At 48.9% G+C, this 21,715-nt stretch carries 15 protein-coding genes and 1 tRNA gene; 4 read left to right on the top strand and 12 right to left on the bottom strand.

Annotated features, from left to right (window positions below):
• Positions 1 to 30: 30 nt before the first annotated feature.
• Positions 31 to 107 (bottom strand) — tRNA-Met (locus KDK13_RS03620).
• Between the two features lie 123 nt (positions 108 to 230).
• A complete protein-coding gene (acs, locus tag KDK13_RS03615; protein WP_257283536.1) occupies positions 231 to 2,180 on the bottom strand; it encodes an acetate--CoA ligase in 1,950 nt (649 codons plus the stop codon).
• A gap of 372 nt (positions 2,181 to 2,552) precedes the next feature.
• Here acs and KDK13_RS03610 point away from each other — a divergent pair, with 372 nt between their 5' ends.
• Complete coding sequence (locus tag KDK13_RS03610; RefSeq protein WP_257283534.1) at positions 2,553 to 6,065, top strand: PAS-domain containing protein; 3,513 nt, start codon at positions 2,553 to 2,555, stop codon at positions 6,063 to 6,065.
• Here the strand turns inward: KDK13_RS03610 and KDK13_RS03605 are convergent.
• Positions 6,062 to 6,730 carry a response regulator transcription factor gene (locus KDK13_RS03605; RefSeq protein ID WP_257283533.1) on the bottom strand — a complete coding sequence of 223 codons (669 nt, stop codon included), beginning with the start codon at positions 6,728 to 6,730 and terminating at the stop codon, positions 6,062 to 6,064. The two genes, KDK13_RS03610 and KDK13_RS03605, sit on opposite strands and share 4 nt — an antisense overlap.
• 167 nt (positions 6,731 to 6,897) lie before the next feature.
• Here KDK13_RS03605 and KDK13_RS03600 point away from each other — a divergent pair, with 167 nt between their 5' ends.
• Entirely contained in the window at positions 6,898 to 7,620 is a 723-nt protein-coding gene (locus tag KDK13_RS03600) for a hypothetical protein (RefSeq protein ID WP_257283532.1), read from the top strand.
• 1 nt (position 7,621) lies between these two features.
• On the opposite strand, the gene KDK13_RS03595 is transcribed toward KDK13_RS03600, so the two are convergent.
• On the bottom strand, positions 7,622 to 8,221 hold the full coding sequence (locus KDK13_RS03595) for a lysophospholipid acyltransferase family protein (protein WP_257283531.1): 600 nt from the start codon (positions 8,219 to 8,221) through the stop codon (positions 7,622 to 7,624).
• Between the two features lie 234 nt (positions 8,222 to 8,455).
• Here KDK13_RS03595 and dinB point away from each other — a divergent pair, with 234 nt between their 5' ends.
• Entirely contained in the window at positions 8,456 to 9,583 is a 1,128-nt protein-coding gene (gene dinB / locus KDK13_RS03590; RefSeq protein ID WP_257283528.1) for a DNA polymerase IV, read from the top strand.
• Here dinB and KDK13_RS03585 read toward each other — a convergent pair.
• The 7 genes from KDK13_RS03585 to KDK13_RS03555 form a co-directional block, all read right to left on the bottom strand.
• Complete coding sequence (locus tag KDK13_RS03585) at positions 9,567 to 10,202, bottom strand: paraquat-inducible protein A (protein ID WP_257283527.1); 636 nt, start codon at positions 10,200 to 10,202, stop codon at positions 9,567 to 9,569. The genes dinB and KDK13_RS03585 overlap by 17 nt on opposite strands.
• Positions 10,203 to 10,302: 100 nt before the next feature.
• Positions 10,303 to 12,039, bottom strand: a complete 1,737-nt coding sequence (gene recJ / locus KDK13_RS03580) for a single-stranded-DNA-specific exonuclease RecJ (RefSeq protein ID WP_257283526.1) — start codon at positions 12,037 to 12,039, stop codon at positions 10,303 to 10,305.
• A gap of 91 nt (positions 12,040 to 12,130) precedes the next feature.
• Positions 12,131 to 13,369: a hypothetical protein gene (locus tag KDK13_RS03575; RefSeq protein ID WP_257283525.1), complete on the bottom strand. Its 1,239-nt coding sequence runs from the start codon at positions 13,367 to 13,369 to the stop codon at positions 12,131 to 12,133.
• Positions 13,370 to 13,466: 97 nt separating this feature from the next.
• Positions 13,467 to 14,855, bottom strand: a complete 1,389-nt coding sequence (gene thrC / locus KDK13_RS03570; protein WP_257283524.1) for a threonine synthase — start codon at positions 14,853 to 14,855, stop codon at positions 13,467 to 13,469.
• Between the two features lie 129 nt (positions 14,856 to 14,984).
• On the bottom strand, positions 14,985 to 16,289 hold the full coding sequence (locus KDK13_RS03565; RefSeq protein ID WP_257283523.1) for a homoserine dehydrogenase: 1,305 nt from the start codon (positions 16,287 to 16,289) through the stop codon (positions 14,985 to 14,987).
• A gap of 128 nt (positions 16,290 to 16,417) precedes the next feature.
• The gene (locus tag KDK13_RS03560; RefSeq protein ID WP_257283521.1) at positions 16,418 to 16,639 is read right to left on the bottom strand and encodes a hypothetical protein; all 222 of its coding nucleotides are present in this window, start codon (positions 16,637 to 16,639) and stop codon (positions 16,418 to 16,420) included.
• Positions 16,640 to 17,422: 783 nt separating this feature from the next.
• Positions 17,423 to 18,436, bottom strand: a complete 1,014-nt coding sequence (locus KDK13_RS03555; RefSeq protein WP_257283520.1) for a type I asparaginase — start codon at positions 18,434 to 18,436, stop codon at positions 17,423 to 17,425.
• A 337-nt stretch (positions 18,437 to 18,773) separates the two neighbouring features.
• On the opposite strand from KDK13_RS03555, the gene KDK13_RS03550 reads away from it, so the two are divergent.
• Positions 18,774 to 20,009, top strand: coding sequence for a dicarboxylate/amino acid:cation symporter (locus tag KDK13_RS03550; protein WP_257283518.1), 1,236 nt, complete (start codon positions 18,774 to 18,776; stop codon positions 20,007 to 20,009).
• 82 nt (positions 20,010 to 20,091) lie between these two features.
• Here the strand turns inward: KDK13_RS03550 and recD are convergent.
• Positions 20,092 to 21,715: exodeoxyribonuclease V subunit alpha (recD, locus tag KDK13_RS03545; RefSeq protein ID WP_257283517.1), on the bottom strand; the 1,624-nt coding region annotated here is incomplete at its 5' end.

Genomic DNA, 21,715 nt, shown 5'->3' with positions numbered 1-21,715 from the left:
TAAGAAAAGAACATCAACTGCTTTAAAAAATGGTTGCGGGAGCCGGATTCGAACCGACGACCTTCGGGTTATGAGCCCGACGAGCTACCAGACTGCTCCATCCCGCGTCGAAAGAGAGGCGAATTATAGGGACGCTGGTTGTAATGTCAAGGATTACCTTCGGGAACGGGCGGAAGGTAAGTGCGTGCAGTATTGGTAAGGGAGAAATACCGCACGACAATTGACATTTACTAGCTGGCTACCGCTTTATTGGCGATCAACTGATTCACCACTTCAGGGTCTGCCAGTGTTGAAGTGTCTCCAAGGTTTTCGTACTCGTCAGCGGCTATTTTCCGGAGAATTCGCCTCATGATTTTTCCTGACCGGGTTTTGGGAAGACCTGGAGCCCACTGAATAATATCCGGAGTGGCAATTGGCCCGATCTCTTTTCTGACCCAGTCCTTGAGGTTCTTCTTTAACTCTTCACTGGTGTCTATTCCACTATTGAGCGTGACATAAACATAGATACCCTGACCCTTAATATCATGGGGGAATCCGACGACGGCGGCTTCCGCCACCTGCTGATGGGCAACCATTGCAGATTCAATTTCCGCCGTTCCCATACGATGGCCCGAAACATTGATAACGTCATCTACACGGCCAGTGATCCAGTAATAGCCATCATCATCCCTGCGAGCGCCGTCACCTGTTGTATACATGCCTTTGAAAGATGAGAAGTAGGTCTGCACAAACCGTTCATGATCCCCGTAAACCGTTCTGGCTTGTCCCGGCCAGCTATCCAGAATAACAAGGTTACCTTCTCCCGGGCCATGAATAAGCCGTCCCATATTATCCACCAGGGCTGGTTGTACCCCAAAGAATGGCCGGGTTGCTGAACCCGGCTTAAGGTCCGTGGCACCCGGAAGTGGTGTCAGCATCGCAGCACCTGTTTCTGTCTGCCACCAGGTGTCGACGATAGGGCAGCGCGCTTCACCAATTGTTGAGTAGTACCAGCTCCAGGCCTCAGGGTTAATAGGTTCGCCCACTGAGCCCAACAGTCTCAATGAGTTGCGATGAGTATCTTTAACTGCAGCATCACCCTCAGCCATTAATGCGCGGATTGCCGTTGGTGCAATGTAAAGGATATTCACGCCGTGTTTATCGATGATTTTGCTGATGCGATTGGTCTCTGGATAGTTAGGCACACCTTCATGCATCACAATCGTGGCGCCATTCAATAACGGACCATAGGTAACGTATGAGTGTCCGGTAATCCAGCCAACGTCGGCATTACACCAGAATACTTCGCCGGGTTGATAATCAAATACATATTGATGGGTCATGGAAGCATATACCAGGTAGCCACCTGTGGTATGCATGACACCCTTTGGCTTTCCGGTAGAGCCTGAGGTATAGAGGATAAAGAGTGGATCCTCGGCATTCATCTCTCTGGCTTCGCAGTGTGGAGAAGTGAGTGCCGTTAGCTCTTGCCACCAGACATCACGATGACGATGCCAGGTAATATCAGTGCCTGTATGCTTAAGAACAATGACTTTTTCAATGGTGTGTGTGTCGGGGTGTGTCAGAGCTTCATCAACGTTGCTTTTAAGAGGCACTGTCCGACCGCCCCGAACACCTCCATCGGCAGTAACGACAATCTTTGCTTTGGAGTCAATGATTCTTCCTGCCAGTGCTTCCGGTGAGAATCCACCAAACACTACGGAATGGATTGCGCCTATACGGCTGCAGGCCAGCATGGCAACGGTGGCTTCGATGACCATGGGCATATAGATCGCTACCACATCACCTTTGCGAACACCCTGGCTCTTCAACGCGTTGGCAAAGTGGCAGACAAGTTCATGCAGCTCCCGGTAGGTCACTGTTCTTGCTTCACCTTCATCATCCGGCTCCCAGATAATGGCCGACTGGTCACCTCTCTCTTCCAGGTGTCGGTCAAGGCAGTTGTGGGAAGCATTGGTGGTGCCATCATAAAACCAGTTGATACTGACGAAGTGGTCGTCAAATGAGACTTTTCTCACTTTGGAGAAAGGCTGGAACCAGTCGATGCGTTGACCGTGTTCGCGCCAGAAGCCTTCAGGGTTAATGATGGATTGCTGATACATTTCCTGATACTGATCGTTGTTAACCAGAGTGTTCTCAAGAGCAGCAGGCTTTACTGGAAAAACGGAGGTGTAAGACATATCACTTCCCTTGGTTTTGTTATTGTTATTTAGTTCAAAATGACTCAGGGCGTTTATTTTTATATTGTTCAGGTTTAGAGATTGCTCAATAAAACGACTATAGGCGTATTTATTAACGTGTTCTCAGTTTAGGATTTACGGGGATTTCTGGTATTAGACATTGGTCTTAACCTGTATCAAAAGTATCTGATGTGATATTTGGCTAAAGAATAGCCATATCATTACTTCGAGTAATATCGGTAGTTTCTGACTGATGTACGATCAGAGGCGACAATCCATCAGGACCGGTGTATATTTCGTTGCGGAAAATCACAGAAAGTTCGGCTCTGGCTGCTGCTGGATGCCAAAGTATGACTCATAAGAATAATAGCTATGTCTGGATGGATACTGGCCCTCATTGCAACCGTATACGTTGCCTGTCTGTTTCTTGCCGCCTGGTTTGGTGATTATCGGGGGGCTTCTTTTAGGAAACGCTGGCAGTCGTTTATTTACTGCCTTTCGCTGGCTGTTTACTGTACTTCCTGGACTTTTTTCGGAGCCGTGGGGCAGGCCAGTGAAAACCTGTGGTCGTTTATTCCAATCTATCTTGGTCCCATCCTGGTTTTTGTTCTTTTCTGGAAACTTCTGGTTAAGCTGATCACTGTCAGTAAGCAGGAGAACATCACTTCTATTGCCGACTTTATCGCCTCCCGTCATGGGCGTTCTCACTTTATGGCGATTTTGGTGACCCTCATTCTGGTCATTGGTGTGCTTCCCTATATAGCACTGCAGTTAAAAGCCATTGTTATGGGTTTTGCCCAGCTAACGGATGATAGTCTTGGGCCTGGGCGATGGTCCCGTGAAGATCTGGCATTAGCTATTACCTTAACCCTGAGCGTGTTTGTCATTATGTTTGGTACTCGAAAGCTGGATGCCACCGAACACCAGAATGGGATAATGACGGCCATAGCCTTTGAGTCTCTGGTTAAACTTTCTGTTTTCCTGTTGGTCGGCAGCTGGGTTTCTTGGGCTGCTGTTGATCACATTCATCTTGATGACATCATTGAGCCAGGTGGTGAGCATGCACCGTTCAGCTGGTTTGATAGTATTTTCATGCCTACGGTAATGGCCATGACTGCCATTTTGTGCCTGCCTCGACAGTTTCATGTCACGGTGGTTGAAAACAGCAGTATCGATGATTTCTATAAGGCTCGATGGCTTTTTCCAGCCTATTTGTCGTTACTGGCTCTGTTCGTGATTCCATTGGCGCTGATTGGTAATCAACTGTTGGGCAGTGATGTGCCTGGTGATGCCTATTTGATTGAACTGCCAAAGCTGATGGGTAACTTACCCATGGCTGTGCTGGCTTTTCTGGGGGGCGTGTCTGCTGCTATCAGCATGGTGATTGTTGCCACACTGGCTTTGACAACCATGGTATCCAATGAAATTTTAATGCCATTACTGCTGCGCAGGAATAATCACAGCGACAGGGACAGTAATGACTTCTACCGGTTCAGTGGGCTATTGCTGACGGTAAGACGTACGACGATAGTCATTTTGTTGATGATGTCCTGGGTTGTTTATCGACTTCTGGAAGGCTCCGGTTCGCTGGCTTCTATCGGTCAAATGTCATTTTCGGCCGTTGCTCAACTCGCCCCGGTATTGCTGGGTAGTCTTTACATCAGGGAAAGCAATGCCAAAGCAGCCGCTGGTGGCTTATTAGTGGGTTTCATGGTCTGGCTTTTCTGCCTGGTGGTACCTGTGCTGGTTGATGTTTCATGGTTGGGCTCCAATGTCGTTCACTACGGAGTTTTTGGTCAGCAGTGGCTTAAGCCGGATAATCTTTTTGGTCTTGGTGTTACCGGTACGGTCACTGGAGCAACACTGGTCGCGCTCTCTCTGAACACATTAATTTATCTTTGTGGCTGTCTGTACCTGAGGCCAGGTATTGAAGAGAGAAGGCAGTCGAGAAAATTTGTTGATGCGGTCCTTTCGGAAGATGGTGTTTTTCCGGATGCAGCCATTACGGTAGGAGAGCTTGAGCAGCTGGCCAGCCGCTTTGTCAGTAAAAACCGGGTACTTGGCGTTATTCAGAGTTTTGAATCCGGGGATAGAGGGCTTCTCTTTGCAGCGCTGAATGATAATAAGCAGGCAGAGCCAGAGCTGGTGGCAGCGATTGAACGATTACTGGCAGGAACGCTGGGTGCATCATCGGCCCGTATCGTTATGAAGTCACTTGTTCACGGGAATGTTGGGCTTGAAGAGGTTCAGGCTATGGTGGATGAGGCCTCTGAAGTGTTTCAGTTCAACCGGGAGCTGCTTCAGGGAGCGATTGAGCACATCAGTATGGGGGTCAGTGTTGTTGATCGTAATCTGGAGTTAGTTGCCTGGAACCAGCAGTACCTGCAGTTGTTTGACTACCCTAATGGCCTGATTAAGGTAGGTCGTCCCATCGCAGATATGATTCGCCATAATGCCTTAAAGGGGCTTTGCGGACCTGGGGATGTTGATCATCACGTTAATAAACGGCTGTCCTATATGAGGAATGGGGCGGCTCATCGTTCAGAAAGGCGACGACAGGATGGCAGGGTGATTCAAATTCAGGGTAATCCGATGCCTGGTGGTGGGTTTGTCATGGCTTTCACGGATATTACCGGGTTCCGTCAGGTCGAGCAGGCCTTGAAAGAGGTGAATGAGAGCCTGGAGCATCGGGTACAGGAGCGGACAAAAGAGCTTTCTTTATTAAACGTGCAACTGTTGGGTGCCAAGTCACAGGCAGAGAAAGCGAATCATCTGCGCTCACGTTTTTTTGCGGCAATCAGTCATGACCTTATGCAGCCAATGAATGCCGCTCGATTATTTACTGCCTCCATGGAACTGGAAGCAAAAGGCACAGTGCATGAAGAGTTGGCGCAAAATATCAGCAACTCGTTAAGGTCTGCGGAGCATTTGTTGACAGATTTATTGGATATGTCGCGAATCGAAGCCGGAAAGGTAGCAGTAAACCTTCGCGATATGCCTGTAATGCAGGTTTTAGATCCCCTGAAGTCTGAATTTTCGCTGTTGTCGAAAGAAGGTGGGCTGATATTCAGGGTGGCGAGTTCCAATACTTGGATTAAAACTGACCCGGTTCTCCTGAGAAGAATCTTACAAAATTTCCTGACCAATGCGTTACGTTATGTTGAAAACGCCGGTAGAACAGGCAAGGTGCTGCTTGGTTGTCGTTTTATAAAAAAACAACAGCTGAGAATTGAGGTAAGGGACAACGGGCAGGGGATACCCCAAGACAAGCAGGCACTGATTTTCGCAGAGTTTGAGCGTTTGTCGACTGCCGTCAATGGGCTGGGTCTGGGCCTATCCATTGCGAAAGGCATCGCGCAGATTCTCGATGCAAAAATTTCAGTGTCATCATCCCCGGGACAAGGGGCAATTTTTTCCGTTGTCGTTCCTCTTGTCGCCCGAAACATTGTTGATAAAAGGGTTGTTTCCGGTAGTCCTGACATAGGTGACATAGTTGACATGGGTTTGAACGTTCTATGTATTGATGATGAGGCGGACATTATCAAAGGTATGACCGGCCTGTTAACCCGCTGGGGGTGCAGGGTGGCTTCTGCCCGGAATTATTGTGAGGCAATACAGTCGATTGCGGGAATGAAGCCTGATTTGCTGATGGTAGATTACCAGATTGGTGACCAGCTCAACGGTATTGAGTTGATTAAACGTATTCGTGAGAGTCTGGGTTATCAAACAGGAGCTGTTCTGGTCACAGCCAACCAGCAGGATGACTTGCGGCAGCAGTGCCGGGAACTGAATATCAGCTACTTGAGAAAGCCCGTCAAGCCAGCGGCGATGAGGGCAATCCTGAATCGTTATGAAGCTGAAAAACTCAAGACAGAGACCGTTTAGCCAGGGTTCTCCTGATTATGCGTGTCCTGACCAGGCATCTCGATTTCCAACTCTTTTATGGCAATTACTGCCTGGGTCCTGCTTCTGACCCCCAGTTTTTTGAAAATGGCTGTTACATGGGCCTTAATGGTGGCTTCTGATACCTCAAGGTCATAAGCAATCTGTTTATTCAACATGCCCTCACTGATCATTCCCAGAACTCTGAATTGCTGTGGCGTCAGAGTCGCCAGCCGGGCTTCCATATCGCTGTTTTGCCGGGAATCGGCAGGCTGGAAATTATCCGGCCACCAGTTTTCACCATCCAGCACTTTTAAAATGGCTGTTTTGAGGTCATCCAATGGTGTGGACTTTGGAATAAAACCATTGGCTCCGTGATTTTTGGTTTTCTGAATGATTTGTCGGTCATCAGAGGCTGAAACAATGACAACAGGTACATCCGGATACTGTCCTCTGAGAAATATCAATCCGGACAGTCCATGAGCCCCCGGCATATGCAAATCCAGTAAAATCAGGTCCGGGGAATAATTGTTTTCCAGGAGCAACTGCAGTTCAGCAATTGAGCCTGCCTCGCAGATTGTCGGGTTCTGAAGCGCATGACCAACAGAGGATTTGAGAGCAGTCCTGAAGAGGGGGTGGTCATCGGCAATTATTATTGTGTAGTCCATACTCTGAGCTTGCCATTATCTGTTTGATCGGTCAATCAAATAACCACCTGTGAATCCGTTAATAATGCTGGTATTTACAAAGGTAAAAGTAAACCCACTATATAATGGAACTATTCTCTAGCGGAGTGGTCTTACACAGTAGATATTTGTTGAAATAAGGTTTCTACATGGCTGATTCAGTCAGTTCCTCTTCTCTTCCAGTTGCTGTTGATCAGGGCAAATACACTCAGGAATATCTTGACGATTATGAGTCAAAGGCCCATAAACTGGTTGAATTAAGAGAAGGCAGGGAAAAGAGTCCTGTATGGAATACGCTTAAGACAGTTGCAGTGTCTTCTCTTATAGCGGTCGCTCAGATTGGACAACTTGCCGGTAGTATTTTTGGCCATGTTGTTTTTGCGCTTCCATCTGCGCTGGTGGGTGGTGCTTTTGGGCTTTGTATTTATGCGCCCTTTATGAAAGCTGTTGACTATTTTTCCGGAAGAGAAAATACCAAGTCATTCCTGGAATATACTATTACTCCGGCAAACAAGCTGAGTAATTTTATATATAACCGAGTCACAGACCTTGCCTGCCGATATGTTGTGGGTTTCGGGTTGATGGTTGCGGTTGTGGAGCCTGTTTATATCATCCTGGGAGGGCTGGCTGCTGGAACCTTACTATCACCGTTTATTTATAATGACTTTAAAAACAATAACGCCAGGAACGTTGAGCGTTTTATCGATGGTCCGGGAAATTTTTCAGTTAAGCTAAGCGCACAGCACTATTTATGGCAAAAATTTGATGATTGGGCGGCAGGCATAAAAAGAACGCCGTTAACCCTGCACGATCGAATTGCCACTCTGGTAGATGCCAGTAAAATTTCTATCTCTGAAACTTTCGTTTTATGAATTATGGTGATACTGGACTGAAGCGTTCCGGGTGTCTGCCATAAATGCCTGAGTAAAATGCTTGTATTGCTGAAAGGTCTTTTTCGATGTCATCCCCGGGCTCAATAACAGGCCCAAACCCTCCGGTTCTGCCTTTGAAATCCAGAAAAGCCAGCACAATGGGGATGCCAGCATTTTTTGCCATATGATAGAAACCTGTATGCCAACGCTCTCCACGAGCTCGGGTACCTTCAGGGCATATGACCAGGCCTAGCTTTTTGTGTTGTTTGAAGGTACAGACCGCCTGTTCTACCAGACTTTCTCTTTTACACCGGCCGTTACGGTCCAGTGGAATTCCCCCCATCCAGCGCATAAACCAGTTAAATGGCCCCCAGAACAGGGTGTGTTTGCCTACCCAGTAACACTGTACACCGGTGGCAAGGCCAATCGCCATACCATAGACAAAGTCCCAGTTACTGGTGTGGGGAGCACCAACAAGCACATACCTGGCCAGTCGTGGGGCGTTACCCTGAATGCTCCAGCCCATCACTTTGAGAAACAGTTTTGCTAATAGAGAAAGGGTCTGACTGATAATGGGCGTATTGAAAATTGTGATTTGCATGGTACAGAGGGTGCCTTGCTATCCCGTTTACAGGAAGCGGTGTTGAAAACTATCGAAAGAGCGATCGCTTTGAGCACAGCTTCACAACAGAAAATTAATGGATGCAGTCTTACCCGGAAGGATCTCTTCTGTGGCAAAAAGATAGCCGTCTGGGAACTGATTAACCGGCAAGTAATTGCTTGCCAAAAGTATTCTGTATGTATATACAGGGTTTATCCCGGAGCTAATTGGAACATGATGGAAAGTAATACCAGTTTTGAGCAAAAGGTGATCCATAGAAAAATCATACATATCGATTTTGACGCCTTCTTTGCCAGTATTGAAATACGTGATAATCCGAGGTTGTCAGGGAAGGCCGTTGCTGTCGGGGGGGCTTCTGACCGCAGAGGGGTGATTGCCACCTGTAATTATGAGGCGCGTCGATTTGGAGTACACTCAGCCATGTCTTCAGCGCAAGCAATGAGACTCTGCCCAGAGCTGAAGATCATTCCCCCCCGCTTTTCTGTTTATCGTGAAGCGTCTTCTGAAGCTCATGCTATTTTTCGGCAATATACTGATTTCATTGAACCTTTGTCCCTGGATGAGGCTTATCTGGATGTCACAGGAACCCATCTTTGTCGAGGCAGCGCCACCCTGATTGCCGAGGAAATCCGGCAGAAAATTTTTCAGAAATTGAATGTCACTGTCTCTGCCGGCGTTGCCACTAATAAGTTTCTGGCCAAAATTGCCAGTGACTGGAATAAGCCCAATGGCCTTTTTGTGATCACACCGGAACAGGTGGATGATTTTATTTTCGATTTGCCCGTGAAAAAAATTCATGGGGTAGGGCGGGTTACCGCCGGGAAACTGCACAAGAAAGGCATCAATACCTGTGGGCAATTACGCCAGTATTCCATGCTTGAGTTAAGTCGCTGGTTTGGAAGCTTTGGTGAACGGCTGTGGGAGCTTTCCCGGGGCCGGGATGATCGTGAGGTCCAGACCAGTCGGCGCAGGAAATCGCTGTCTGTAGAACATACTTATGACCAGGATTTGACGAAACTTGAAGACATTACTGTACAGGTTATCCCTTTACTTGAGGAGCTTCAGGAACGTTACCAACGGATTGAAAAGGAATATGAAGTGCATAAGCACGTTGTCAAGGTGAAGTTTGCCGATTTTACCCAGACCACACTTGAGGAAAGCCTGCCGACAACTGGTGACAATGTCAGGGAACATTTTACCCAGCTGATGGTAAGAGCCTGGGAGCGGGGAGCCCGTCCGGTCAGGCTTCTCGGCTTGGGGGTCAGGCTTGTTGATCTCCGTGAAGAAAGAGCGCTTGAGCAGCTGGAACTTTTTGAAAAGAAAATCATGGGGCTGGTCTAGCCTCTCGATTGTTTTCTGTCAGTTGTCCCATCAAATTACTGACCAGACAATAAGCCACGAACCAGTAGAAGCCAGAGTGAAGTGTTGCATCAAATTGCACAATCGGTGAAAAGCCGACATTTCCAGCACCGGCATTTCCAGCATTAGTGGCATTTGCCGCCAGAAAGGCAATGAGTACACCCATGGCAAAAACATCAGCCATGGACCATTTGCTTAATAAACTGTTCAGCCTGAGCAGTTTATGGTTTTTCTTCATAACATTAGCCAGCAACAGGCACCCCAGTTTTGTGACAGGTATCACCACGCTGAAGATAACAATCAGTAATGCCACAAACGGATAGCCACTTTTCCAGAGGTCTTCAGCGGTACCAAGAATGGAGCGTTGTTTTTCATAAACAGTGGATGCTCCTTTAACCTCCAGACTATCAAGGAACTGGCTGGCCAGGCCAGCCATGGCAGGATGAAGGTTCTGCTGCTGAATGATCTGTTTTCCCTCATTCAGCATTGCCTGACGATCAAGATCCGCTTTCATGGTAATCATGGGGTGCGTCACGCCCGGAATCAGCAGGCAAAGGGGGATGATAGCCATTAATGGCAGTAATATTTTTTGTCTGATCACTGTTAGCCTCAATACTTGCTATCGCTCCATCGCTGAGAACCATTCACTCTGGCAAATACAGTGAACGAAAGTTCTCCAGTGAAAAGTGGCGCACCATTTTTCACGCCGGTTCAAAATGTTCAACCATCAGCTGTAGATTGTGCTGACCACGGAATTCATTGATATCGAGTTTATAGACGGCCTTGATCTGACGAATATTGGGGTCAGGCCACACTCGATTGTCAATATTAAAGGCAATGGCATCCAGCCAGAACTCGCTGCCGGGTATCTTGAGTACCATTTTCAGGTGTTTCTCGCCCACCAGTTTCTGCTGAATAATTTGAAACTGGCCATCGAAGCAGGGTTCAGGAAAACTTTGTCCCCATGGCCCTCCCTCGCGCAGGGTATAGGCGGTTGCCATGGTGACCTGACCAGGCATCAGTTCACCGTCAGTATGCATTTCTGCCTGAAGGTCTTCAGCGGTCAATAGTTTTCTGACCTCAAGGTCAAAAGCCTGTTTGAATACGTTGAATTTTGATTTATGTATGGATAGCCCCGCTGCCATGGCGTGACCACCAAATTTAATAATAAGCCCGGGATTATCTCTGGCGATACTGTCCAGTGCATCGCGCATATGCAGTCCCTGAATCGACCTGGCAGAGCCTTTCAGTTCTGGCTCTCCTTCAGGGTTGTCGGCTTGGGCAAAAGCGATCACCGGACGGTTAAGTTTCTCCTTCACCCGTGAAGCCACAATGCCAACCACACCCTGATGCCAGCTTTCCTGAAACAGACTGACGCCCCATGGCAGGTCTGTTTGCTGGTTAAACCGGATTTTCTCCAGCTCTGCCATGGCCTGGCTCTGCATACTGCCTTCAATGGCTTTTCGGTCTCGGTTAAGTCCGTCCAGCTCAACGGCCAGCTCCCTTGCCCGGGCCATATCGTCACAAAGCAGCAGTTCGATACCAATAGACATATCGTCCAGACGTCCTGCTGCATTGAGTCTTGGCCCCAGGGCAAAGCCGAGGTCTGAGGCTACCAGCTTTTCAGCATTTCTTCCGGATACATCAATCAGTGCTGTTATGCCCGGTCGGCAACGGCCGGAGCGGATGCGGGCAAGTCCCTGGAATACCAGTATGCGGTTATTGCTGTCCAGCTTGACCACATCGGCCACTGTGCCGAGGGCAACCAGGTCGAGCAGTTCGGCCAGGTTGGGTTCTGCTTTATCCTGGAAATAACCCCGCGACCGCAACAGGGTTCTCAAGGCACACATCAGGTAGAAAATAACGCCTACTCCGGCGGTATTTTTGCCGGGAAATGGGCAATCTGGCTGATTAGGGTTAACAATCGCATCGGCCTCCGGCAATTCTCGGCCTGCCAGATGGTGGTCGGTAACCACAACTTTCATACCCCTGTTTTTTGCTGCCAGCACACCGGCAAGGCTGGAGATGCCATTATCGACGGTGATTAATACATCCGGTTGCAAGGGCAGTGCTGCCTCAACAATTTCAGGAGTCAGGCCATAGCCATATTCAAAACGATTGGGTACCAGGAATTCAGCATGGCCACCCATGCTTCTCAGGGCCAGAACACCCAGGGCACTGCTGGTGGCACCATCACAATCGAAGTCTCCGACTATTAGCATGCGTTGCTGGTTGATAATAGCCTCTGCCAGAATACCAGCGGCTTTATCGATATCTTTTAATTGCCGATAGTCGTTTAACTGTTGCAGCTGGCGTGGCAGGTCATTCTGGGTTTTAACCCCCCGGGCACTGTAAATTCTGGCCAGCAGGGGATCCATGTCTGATGTGAAGCGACAGGATGAAAGGTCGTAGGTTCGACGGATTATATTCACGGGCATAACAGGCGATGAACAGAAAGAGAGTGTCAGGGTAACACAGTTTCCGGTTAGTGGGGGCGGTAATGGGGAGGATGTAAAGTACCGTAATGGATTACTTCATCGCGTTTATCTTTCGTTTCAGTTCTGCCATATAGTGCACATGTGACCGACTGTGACGGCCATACAGTGTATTTTTTCCCGTGGCTTTATGGGCATGAATTATGGTCCGTGGACCAAGGATGGTTGGAGTCAGGCGTTTATGCCAGCGCTTATAGCCAAAGGGTGTGTTAACAATGTCATGGTGAACCAGATAGTTGTCAATCAGACCATTTTTGGCCAGCTCCTTTTCGTCTGTTGTCAGATCCTCCATTACTTTTCGGCCCAGCGCTACCGGGTTGAAGGTTCGACCCGGTACCTTGTTTTTCGCTGCGCTGTATTGAGCCAGACTGCCACCCAGGGAGTGTCCGCTTAAAAACAGCATCCCCAGGGAGTCATCAAGCCCCATGGTTTTCAATGTCGCTTTGGAATGGGTCATACTCTTGATTAGCTCCACCAGTTTTGATGCCTGAAGGTAGCAGTTCGGGATCTTCTTTCCCGTCAGGTTCTGCCAGTCAGCCTTGAGCTGGGCTCTTAGCCGCCCCGGCTTTTTGCCTATTTCCTGGCCTTTCTCATCAAGGAGATCACCGGCACCATTGGCTGAATTGGTGCCACCAAAAACCAGCGTTATTTTGTGGGTGACTTGATTAACCACCATGACGGCAATCAGCCCAGTGGTATGGTCTATGATGATGCCGGAGGGCAGCAGGGTTATATTCCGGAAGTATTCACTGTTTGCCATGTCTTTTTGCCCGGGGGTAAGCAAACCCTTTTTTTGTTCCGGGCAACGACCCTCTTTTGCACAATTCAGGATCTCTTCGAAAAAACGGGGTTCAACTTTATGCTGCGATGTTTCCGGTCTATCGGTATCGGTACTCTCGGACAGAATATTTTCAGCTTCCCTGACTATTTCCCAGCAACGGATCGGATCGTGGTTGAGTTTGTACGGGATTTGGGCAACGGCTGAGTCGATAGCCAGCTCTCGTAGTTGTTCCGGATTATTGGGTAAAGGCACTTGTTCCCAATACCGCCCCGTCATTAATGGCGGGGTTTCTTGAGAACTTTTCCTTATTGAGCGCTGGAGTGACGCTATTCCTGCCAGGAAGTTCAGTTTCAATGATGAGGCCCAATGAGTGAACTTCCGGGCAAGGGACCGTTTTACACGGCGTCCCTGGTGGTTCCCCTCTGGTTCCCGCATTGCAGTGTCCGACGTAGAGGATGAATGTAGGGAAGGGCTGGTTTTATTGGGTTTCATCGGTGACAGTCTCCAGAACACTCCCTGTTCTGGATCGGCCGGATCACAACTGATTGAAGGCGAAACCATCATGCCGTCTACATGATGGTTTTGAGCTTCAGGTGCTTTGGATGAAAGCCTTGAGAGACGAGAGTTCGTTTTCAAGAATTTCGTAACGCTCTTCCCGTTCAAACAAGTCAGCCATATGAGCTGGCAGTGCTGGTGCGTCCAGACCTGCTTTTACGATCGCGTCAGGGAATTTCACCGGGTGGGCTGTTGCCAGGGTTACCACTGGCGTTTTCCGGTTCAGCTCAACCTCTTCTGTTGTCCGGATACCGGTTGCTGTATGGGGGTCAGCAAGATAACCGGTGTTTTTATACAGGGCACTGATCGTATCGCAGACCTGCTGGTCATCAGAGCGACTGCTATCGAACAGTTTCCTGATGGCCTGCCATGGGCCATCATCAACACGGATATTGCCCGTTTCCTGGAAACCGGACATCAATTCTGCCATGGCGTCGCCATTACGGTTATGCATATCAAACAGCAAGCGCTCAAAGTTACTGGAAACCATGATATCCATACTGGGTGACAGTGTCTGGTGCAGTGCTTCCTTGCGGTAGTCATTGTTCTGGAAGAAACGGTGGAGAATGTCGTTGTTGTTAGTGGCAACCATCAGTTTCTCTATTGGCAGGCCCATTCCCCGGGCAATATAGCCGGCGAAGATATCACCAAAATTCCCGGTTGGCACAGCAAAGCTGACAGGCTGGTCCGGCGCACCAAGGGCCAGGGCCGCGTGAAAATAATAGACGATCTGAGCCATGATTCTGGCCCAGTTGATGGAGTTAACCGCCACGAGGCGGGTGTTTTCTGGCAGAAACGACTGGTCTGAGAAACATTGTTTCACCATATCCTGACAGTCATCAAAGTTGCCCTGTATGGCGATATTATGAACATTGCTGTCCAGAACCGTCGTCATCTGACGACGCTGAACTTCGGATACCCGTTGATAAGGGTGAAGGATGAATATGTCCAGACGATCACTATGGCGACAGCCTTCGATGGCGGCAGATCCTGTATCACCGGAAGTTGCCCCCAATACTATCGCTTTTTCATCACGCTCAGTCAGCGTGTGGTCCAGCAGGCGACCGAGCAGTTGCAGTGCGAAGTCCTTGAAGGCCAGCGTTGGGCCGTGAAAAAGCTCCATAACCCACTGGTTGGCATTGAGCTGGTGCAGAGGTGCAACAGCCTGGTGGCTGAACCCGGCATAACTGTCATCAATCATCTGCCTGAGTTTATTGTCTGCAATGGTGCCACCGACAAAAGGCTGGATGATTTCGAAGGCGAGCTGATTATAGGGGAGTCCCTTCAGCGAGCGTATTGTTTCAGTGCTGAATTGTGGCAGAGTTTCTGGTACGTAAAGGCCTCCGTCATCCGCCAGCCCAGCCAGCAGAATATCCTGGAAATCTTTGGTTTGGCCCTGTCCTCGGGTACTGATGTATTTCACTGGGAATTCCGTATATCTGTTTGTTACGGTGTCAGATTACTCTGACATCGCCGCTTACCGACAATAGGGTAAGCGGGCGGGCGAATAGTTTCAGGCTAAATTTTCAGGTCATAGTTTCAAGACATGGTTTCAAGACATGGTTTCAACACGAATTCGGGTGATGGGGGATTTAATATCCTCCAGCGCTTCGAGTTCAGAAATTGCCTTGTTCATAGTGTCTTCGAGGATACTGTGGGTAAGGATAACAATATCCGCACAGCCATCATCTTCGCGAGTGACTTTCTGGGTAATGGCATCGATATTAATGCCGTGGTTGCTCAGTACCTGGGTGACGGCATTCATGACTCCGGGGTGATCGTCGGCGTGGATGCGCAGATAGAAACTGCACACTGTCGCAGTAATCGGCAGTACATTAAGGGTATCGCTCAGGCTTTCCGCTGAGAAGCCCAGTGCATTAACAGCGGCGTCTGGAGTGTTCATGGTTCTGGCAATATCGATAATATCAGCAATGACCGAAGATGCCGTGGGTTCAGCACCGGCCCCGGGGCCACTGTACATGGTCTGGCCCACCGCATCACCCTGAACCACGACAGAGTTCATCACACCATTGATGTTGGCCAGTGGGCGATCGGCAGGAATCAGGGTCGGGTGAACCCGCAGTTCAATGCCATTGACTGTCTTACGGGCAACACCAAGGTGTTTGATTCTAAAGCCAAGAGAGGAGGCATACTGGATGTCACTGGGCGTTATTTTGCTGATGCCTTCGGTATAGGCTTTGTTGAACTGCAGAGGAATACCAAAAGCGATGGAAGCCATGATAGTCAACTTGTGGCAGGCATCAATACCTTCGACATCAAACGTTGGATCTGCCTCTGCATAACCCAGCGCCTGTGCTTCTTTCAGAACATCTGCAAAAGGGCGGTTATGATCGCCCATTTCGGTCAGGATGTAGTTACCGGTGCCATTAATAATACCCGCCAGCCAGCTGATGCTGTTTGCTGCCAGCCCTTCCCTCAGACACTTGATGATGGGAATGCCACCGGCAACTGCCGCCTCGTAGGCGACGATGACGTTTTTATCCCGGGCAGCCTCGAAGATCTCGTTACCATGTTCGGCAATCAGGGCCTTGTTGGCCGTGACAACATGTTTTCCCTGTTCGATTGCTGTCAGAATCAGCTCTTTGGCAACATCATAGCCACCGATGGTTTCGACAAGAATATCGATGTCAGGGTTGTGAGCGACTGCAAAAATATCCCGGGTAACGCTGGTGTTCCCGGTGTCACAGTCAGGATTATCCCGGCGTGCACCCACCTGCCCAATGATCACGGGACGTCCGGCCCGGGCAGCAATACTACTGGCGTTACGTTGAAGGACATTGAAAGTGCCGCCACCGACAGTGCCAAGTCCACAAATACCTACTTTGACCGGTTTCAAACTGTTACCCCACACTCATTGTTCTGATCATTCCCGGTATTACCGGTGGGGATTATAACCTTAATCAGGTTTTTGATGCGATATGGGTGGTGTCATTCGCGGGCACTGTCTCGCAGTAATTTCATGGCTTATTCATAATTCGGGGGATCCGGGAACAGGTCTTTGTAGGATGGTGGAACGTTAAGGGGATCCATTGAGTCTGAAGATGCACAATCAGCCTTGTCAGGCAAAGGCTTCTTGTCAATCATTCCAGTGGCCGTAACCGGGGCTGTTGTTACCGGTTCTGTTGTTTCCTGATCTGTTGTGCCGGTAATGTCTCTGGCAGGTGTATCGTCCTGATCAGGTGGCAAATTGTTTTCCTCGGAGTCATTATTAGCAAGACATGATGATCCCTGCAGATGTTTCGCGCACAAATATCCTACACCACCGAAAGCCAATCCACTGACAGCTGCTATTGCCACAGTGGTTAGAGAACAGAACCCTGTTGCAACAGTACATTCGTGGCATTCAGCTACATTTCCATATTGCAAGCAGTACATGCATTTTGCACCGCTACAATTGGTGACTGAGGTCCCCAGGAAACTACCGGGGCCAAGGCCAGCAGTGGCCCCGCAGGCTGTGCAATTATGACAGTTGGCTTTCGGGTCGGTGATGGACCTGGTGACGTATCTGGTAATGGTTTGTGCAGTGGGTTCATTAAGCATTTTGCGATTTACTCCACTTAACGGTTTTATAAACAACAGGCAATGTATGCGCTGTCACGTGTGGCTATTGAATCATGCTGCGTCGCGCACTGAGTTAATTGCCTCATCAACAGTCTTTGACAAAATTCGTGCAAGTACAGGAAGCGACTTTGACTCCTGTGAAAAGGCCTAAACCCCCGCCAGTATCAAACCCGCAGAGAAAACCGCCATCGCAGCAGACTTTTGGCTCGGTCATTCTTTCGGTGATAGTTTGTGGAGTAGGTGCTGTCAGCATTATCTTGCTTACCCATCGCAATTCTGAATTTAATGTCCATACAGACAGAATTTTTTGGCAAAGGTTCACTGATATTTTCGAGGAGAGGCAGATAGCTGGAAAGGTGGGAAGGATAAGGGTGGTCTGGATACCCTTATCACAAGAAGAAATGGCAATCAGATAGAGACTTCTCCAGCCAGACTGACACTGAGCATGGCTTTAACTGCGTCGGTGCCGAGACCCAGAGAGTAAAGGTGATGAAGTTTACAGAACATGGCTTCGGTAGTGGTATCCAGGCCTCCCACAAGACCCGCTTTGGCCAGTGCTGAGCCTGCTGCATAGCTACCCTGGTGAACTGTGCCCCGGTGACACTGGGTCAGGTTAACAATCAATTTTCCTGAAGCGGTTGCCCTGGCAAAGGTGTCCAGCAGGGCATGGTCAGCATCAGGGCCATTGCCTGTGCCATAAGTACGCAGAATAAAGGCATCCATGGGTTGATTCAGCGCAGATTCCATCCATCGGGCATTAATGCCCGGGAAAAGCTGGAGAATGCCAACATGGGTTTCGCCATCACAATCAAGCTGAAACTTTTCTGCCCCCTTTGGCTGCCACAGGAGCGTTTCATTGAGTTCTACATGGATATCTGCCCGGCCAAGCCAGGGATAGTTGGGGCTGTCAAAGGCATCAAAGAGATAGGCATTCAGTTTACGGGAACGGTTGCCGCGCAACAGGCGGCCGTTGAAATACAGGCAAACCTCTTTAATTCGGTCATCAGTGGCCATGGTCAGGGCGCCAACCAGGTTTTCCAGGCCATCGGTTCGGGCTTCACAAAGCGGAATCTGGGAGCCGGTAAAGATGACCGGCTTCTGTAAGTTTTGCAGCATAAAAGAGATCATGCTGCAGGAGTAAGCCATGGTATCGGTGCCGTGCAGGACCACAAAACCATCAAATTGCTCATAGCGGCTGGCGATATCAGAGGCGATTTGCTGCCAGTTAGCCGGACGGATATTGCTGGAGTCAATCAGCTGAGGGTACTCAAAAAGTCCGAACTCTGGCAGGCTGGCCAAAACACCAGGAGAAAGCTTCTCTTCCAGCAGCCCCATCAGATTATCCCCCGGCGCATAGCCAGAATCTGAAGGGCGCATACCAATGGTTCCACCGGTGTAAGCAACGTAGATTTTCTTGCTCATGACTTTTCCTGATTAATACCAGCCTGTTTTCTGATGTAAGCGGCGATTGTCATTGTGTAATGGATGTTTATCAAGTATCACTTCAATGCATCGGCAAGTTGATCGGAGAAAGAGGCTGAAAAAACACCGACCTGTGTATGGCAACCAGGGCGGCGCCCGGAATTAATGATTAAGTGATTAATCCGGCCGTTGCCACCTGGCTGTGGACTGAATGTTCCTGGTTGTCTGGTTTTGTGAAGTTTCAGTGGGGGAGGCCTGTCTCATACACATTTTGACGAGTCAGAAAAAAAGTCTATGTTTTCATCACAGTCAGTCTGATAACTATGGACGGAGATTCGTGAATATTATTGAGCATCTTGCCAAAGTTAAACTGCCAATCATGCTTTTGGTGGTGATGTTAATCCCTTTTCTTACTGACTCCTGGATGAGCTATGACATTAAGGCATTTTTTTTCTCCCTGAGTCTGACCATTAAGTCACTGCTGGTTTTTGTTCTTCCGTTTATTGTGTTCAGCTTTGTGGTCACCTGTCTTGCCAGAATGGGAAAGCATGCTCTGCTGTTTACCCTTATGTTGATTATTATGGTGTTTGCTTCCAATATCACGGCCATTTTCACCGGGTATACCATTGGCAGTGTCATGGTGCCGCTGATATCGATGCCTGTCACCCTGGATGCTCCTGATGGCAGTGGCCTGGCCACCCTTTGGGTGTTTGAACTGGTCCCTCTTTTCAACAATATGAATGCCTTGATTGTGGGGTTCATTGCAGGAATGCTGGTAAATCTGCTGGATATACAACCACTAAGAGAGCTGTTCTATAGTGCAAGTGATGTGTCCAGCTGGTTTCTGAAGCATACCTTTATCCCGATACTTCCTTTCTTTATCCTTGGATTTGCTTTCAAACTTCATGCTGATGGTATTTTGAGCCAGGCTATTTCTGCTTATGGCCCGATTTTGTTGCTGGTTATTCTTTCGCAGCTGATTTACCTCTTTATCTACTTTTTTGTAGCAGCAAAATGTTCATTTCGGGTTTTATTGAACTATGTGGGCAACGTATTTCCGGCAGGGTTAACGGGGCTAAGCACCATCTCCAGCGCGGCCAGTATGCCGGTTTTAATTGACAGTACCGGGCAAAATATTGGTAACCCCATCGTGGCAAGAATCATCGTTCCTGCAACAATCAATATTCATACCATTGGCAGTGCGATAGGTTTGACCATTCTGGCGCTGGTGACGCTGAACACCTTCGACATGCCAATGCCTGATCTACAGGATTTTGCCATCTTTGGCTTTTACTATGCCCTGGCCAAATTTTCGGTAGCGGCTGTACCGGGGGGCGTCATTCTTGTGGTAGGGCCAATATTGCAGAGTTTGATGGGCTTCTCAGATGAGATGCTGGGACTGATTACCGCCGTCTATATGATTTTTGATCCCTTTGGTACCGCTGTTAATGTCAGCGGAAATGGGGCTTTTGCCATTCTGTTTTCAAGACTTTGCCAGTGCCTTGGGCTTCTGAACGATGACGATGATGGCAACGAGGATGATAAGCAGGAGCCTGAAAGTAGTGTGGCTTGACGGAGCTACAGAGATCATAAAGAACTCTATGAAAAGCTTGTCTCTTGCTTTTCTGGCTTTGTGATCTCTGTGGTTTTGGTTGTTATTGAACCAGCCGCTGATAAAGGCCTGACTGCCTCTTGGTGGGTGACTTTGCAGCTTTGATCAGGATATCCATTTCGGCAAAGAGCGTAAGCCTGGACTTGGCCCGGGTAATCCCCGTATAGACAAGCTCACGGGTGATGATGGGGCTGTCTTTATCCGGTAACACCATGACAACATCGGCAAACTCAGAACCCTGGCTTTTGTGAATGGTCATGGCGAACACGGTTTCATGCTCAGGAAGTCGGCTGGGTAGAAACTGCCGGACCTGTTTATCGGGCAACTGAAAAGCGATCCTGAGTCGACCATCAGAGCCTCTGATGGTAATCCCGATATCACCATTGTACAGACCAAGCCCGTGATCATTGCGGGTGATCAGGACGGGTCGTCCCTCATACCACTGTCCGGTCACGTCAATCAGGCCTTTTTGTTGCAGGGCCTTTTGTATTGCTTCGTTCAGGCCTGAAATACCATAGGGGCCTTCCCGCAAGGCACATAACACCTGAAACTGGTTAAAGGCATCGAGAATATGGTGAGGTTCCGTTTTCTGTCGAATGAGTTCCAGGTAGTGCTGATAAGATTCAACAGATTGCTGTATCAGTTGTTGATAATCAGAGTCCCCGGCGATGGGAAAGCGCTCAATATCGTCAAAGCCTGAGGTAAAGATCGATTTCAGTGATCGAAGATCATTGTTGTTTACGGCTTTGGCCAAGCTGCCAATACCTGAATGGGCGTCAAAGCGGTAGCTTTTGCGAAGCAGGCAAAGGCTATCTGAAACCGTATGGTTTGTATTCGTCGGGGCAGGCTCATCAATCTTATGAAGATCATGTCCAGTTAACCTTTCCAGCAAATTGTTTTGTTCATTTGAGTAACCAAAGCTGGCAGCTGCACAGATATCACCGAGCACACTGCCAGCTTCCACTGACGAAAGCTGGTCACGGTCACCTAACAGAATTATCCTGGCATGATCTGGCAGTGCTTCCAGCAGGTGGCTCATCAGTGGCAAGTCGATCATGGAGGCTTCATCCACTACCAGAATATCCAGGTGCAACCGATTGTTTCTATTGTGGATGAAACCGGTTTTTCCGGGAATGACGCCCAGTAAACGGTGCAGTGTTCCGGCTTGAGTCGGGATCTTTTCTCTTACCGTGTCACTGCAGTTTATTTTTGCCAGTGCGCCGCCAATGGACTCGGTTAAACGGGCTGCTGCCTTACCCGTTGGGGCAACCAGTTTGATGTCCGGAGGGGATTGGCGTTTCAGGCCCAGCTCTGTAAGCAGCGCAAGCAGTCGGGTAACGGTTGTGGTTTTGCCGGTTCCCGGGCCACCACTGATCACGGAAAATGAGCGACTGGTCGCCAGTGCCGCAGCAATTTTCTGCCAGTTCAGGCACGCCGACTCGGGAATCAGTGAATCAAGGGTATCGGTATCAGTGCCGTGGTTAACTGAGTTTAGAATGGCTTGCCAGTCAAGCGTATCAGCAGACTCAATGTCCAGCCACTTGATAAGTTCAGCTTTCTGACCGGCTTCGGACTTCCCTTGACACTGTTGCAGTACAAAGTGGTAATCCCTGTTAAAGAGCCTCTGCAAAATCGACCGGGCTGCATCGGTATCCAGTGGTTCGGTG

Origin of the sequence: Endozoicomonas sp. SESOKO1, from assembly GCF_024606265.1 — a bacterium.
In the GTDB taxonomy this organism is placed as follows: Bacteria; Pseudomonadota; Gammaproteobacteria; order Pseudomonadales; family Endozoicomonadaceae; genus Endozoicomonas.
The sequence above is the reverse complement of the archived record's forward strand: the minus strand, read 5'-3'. Positions and strand labels throughout refer to the sequence as shown.

What these genes read in the sequence shown, in the direction of transcription:
- acs (WP_257283536.1), bottom strand. Translation starts at nt 2,180, where the DNA reads ATGTCTTACACCTCCGTTTTTCCAGTAAAGCCTGCTGCTCTTGAGAAC.
- KDK13_RS03610 (WP_257283534.1), top strand. Translation starts at nt 2,553, where the DNA reads ATGTCTGGATGGATACTGGCCCTCATTGCAACCGTATACGTTGCCTGT.
- KDK13_RS03605 (WP_257283533.1), bottom strand. Translation starts at nt 6,730, where the DNA reads ATGGACTACACAATAATAATTGCCGATGACCACCCCCTCTTCAGGACT.
- KDK13_RS03600 (WP_257283532.1), top strand. Translation starts at nt 6,898, where the DNA reads ATGGCTGATTCAGTCAGTTCCTCTTCTCTTCCAGTTGCTGTTGATCAG.
- KDK13_RS03595 (WP_257283531.1), bottom strand. Translation starts at nt 8,221, where the DNA reads ATGCAAATCACAATTTTCAATACGCCCATTATCAGTCAGACCCTTTCT.
- dinB (WP_257283528.1), top strand. Translation starts at nt 8,456, where the DNA reads ATGATGGAAAGTAATACCAGTTTTGAGCAAAAGGTGATCCATAGAAAA.
- recJ (WP_257283526.1), bottom strand. Translation starts at nt 12,039, where the DNA reads ATGCCCGTGAATATAATCCGTCGAACCTACGACCTTTCATCCTGTCGC.
- KDK13_RS03575 (WP_257283525.1), bottom strand. Translation starts at nt 13,369, where the DNA reads ATGAAACCCAATAAAACCAGCCCTTCCCTACATTCATCCTCTACGTCG.
- KDK13_RS03555 (WP_257283520.1), bottom strand. Translation starts at nt 18,436, where the DNA reads ATGAGCAAGAAAATCTACGTTGCTTACACCGGTGGAACCATTGGTATG.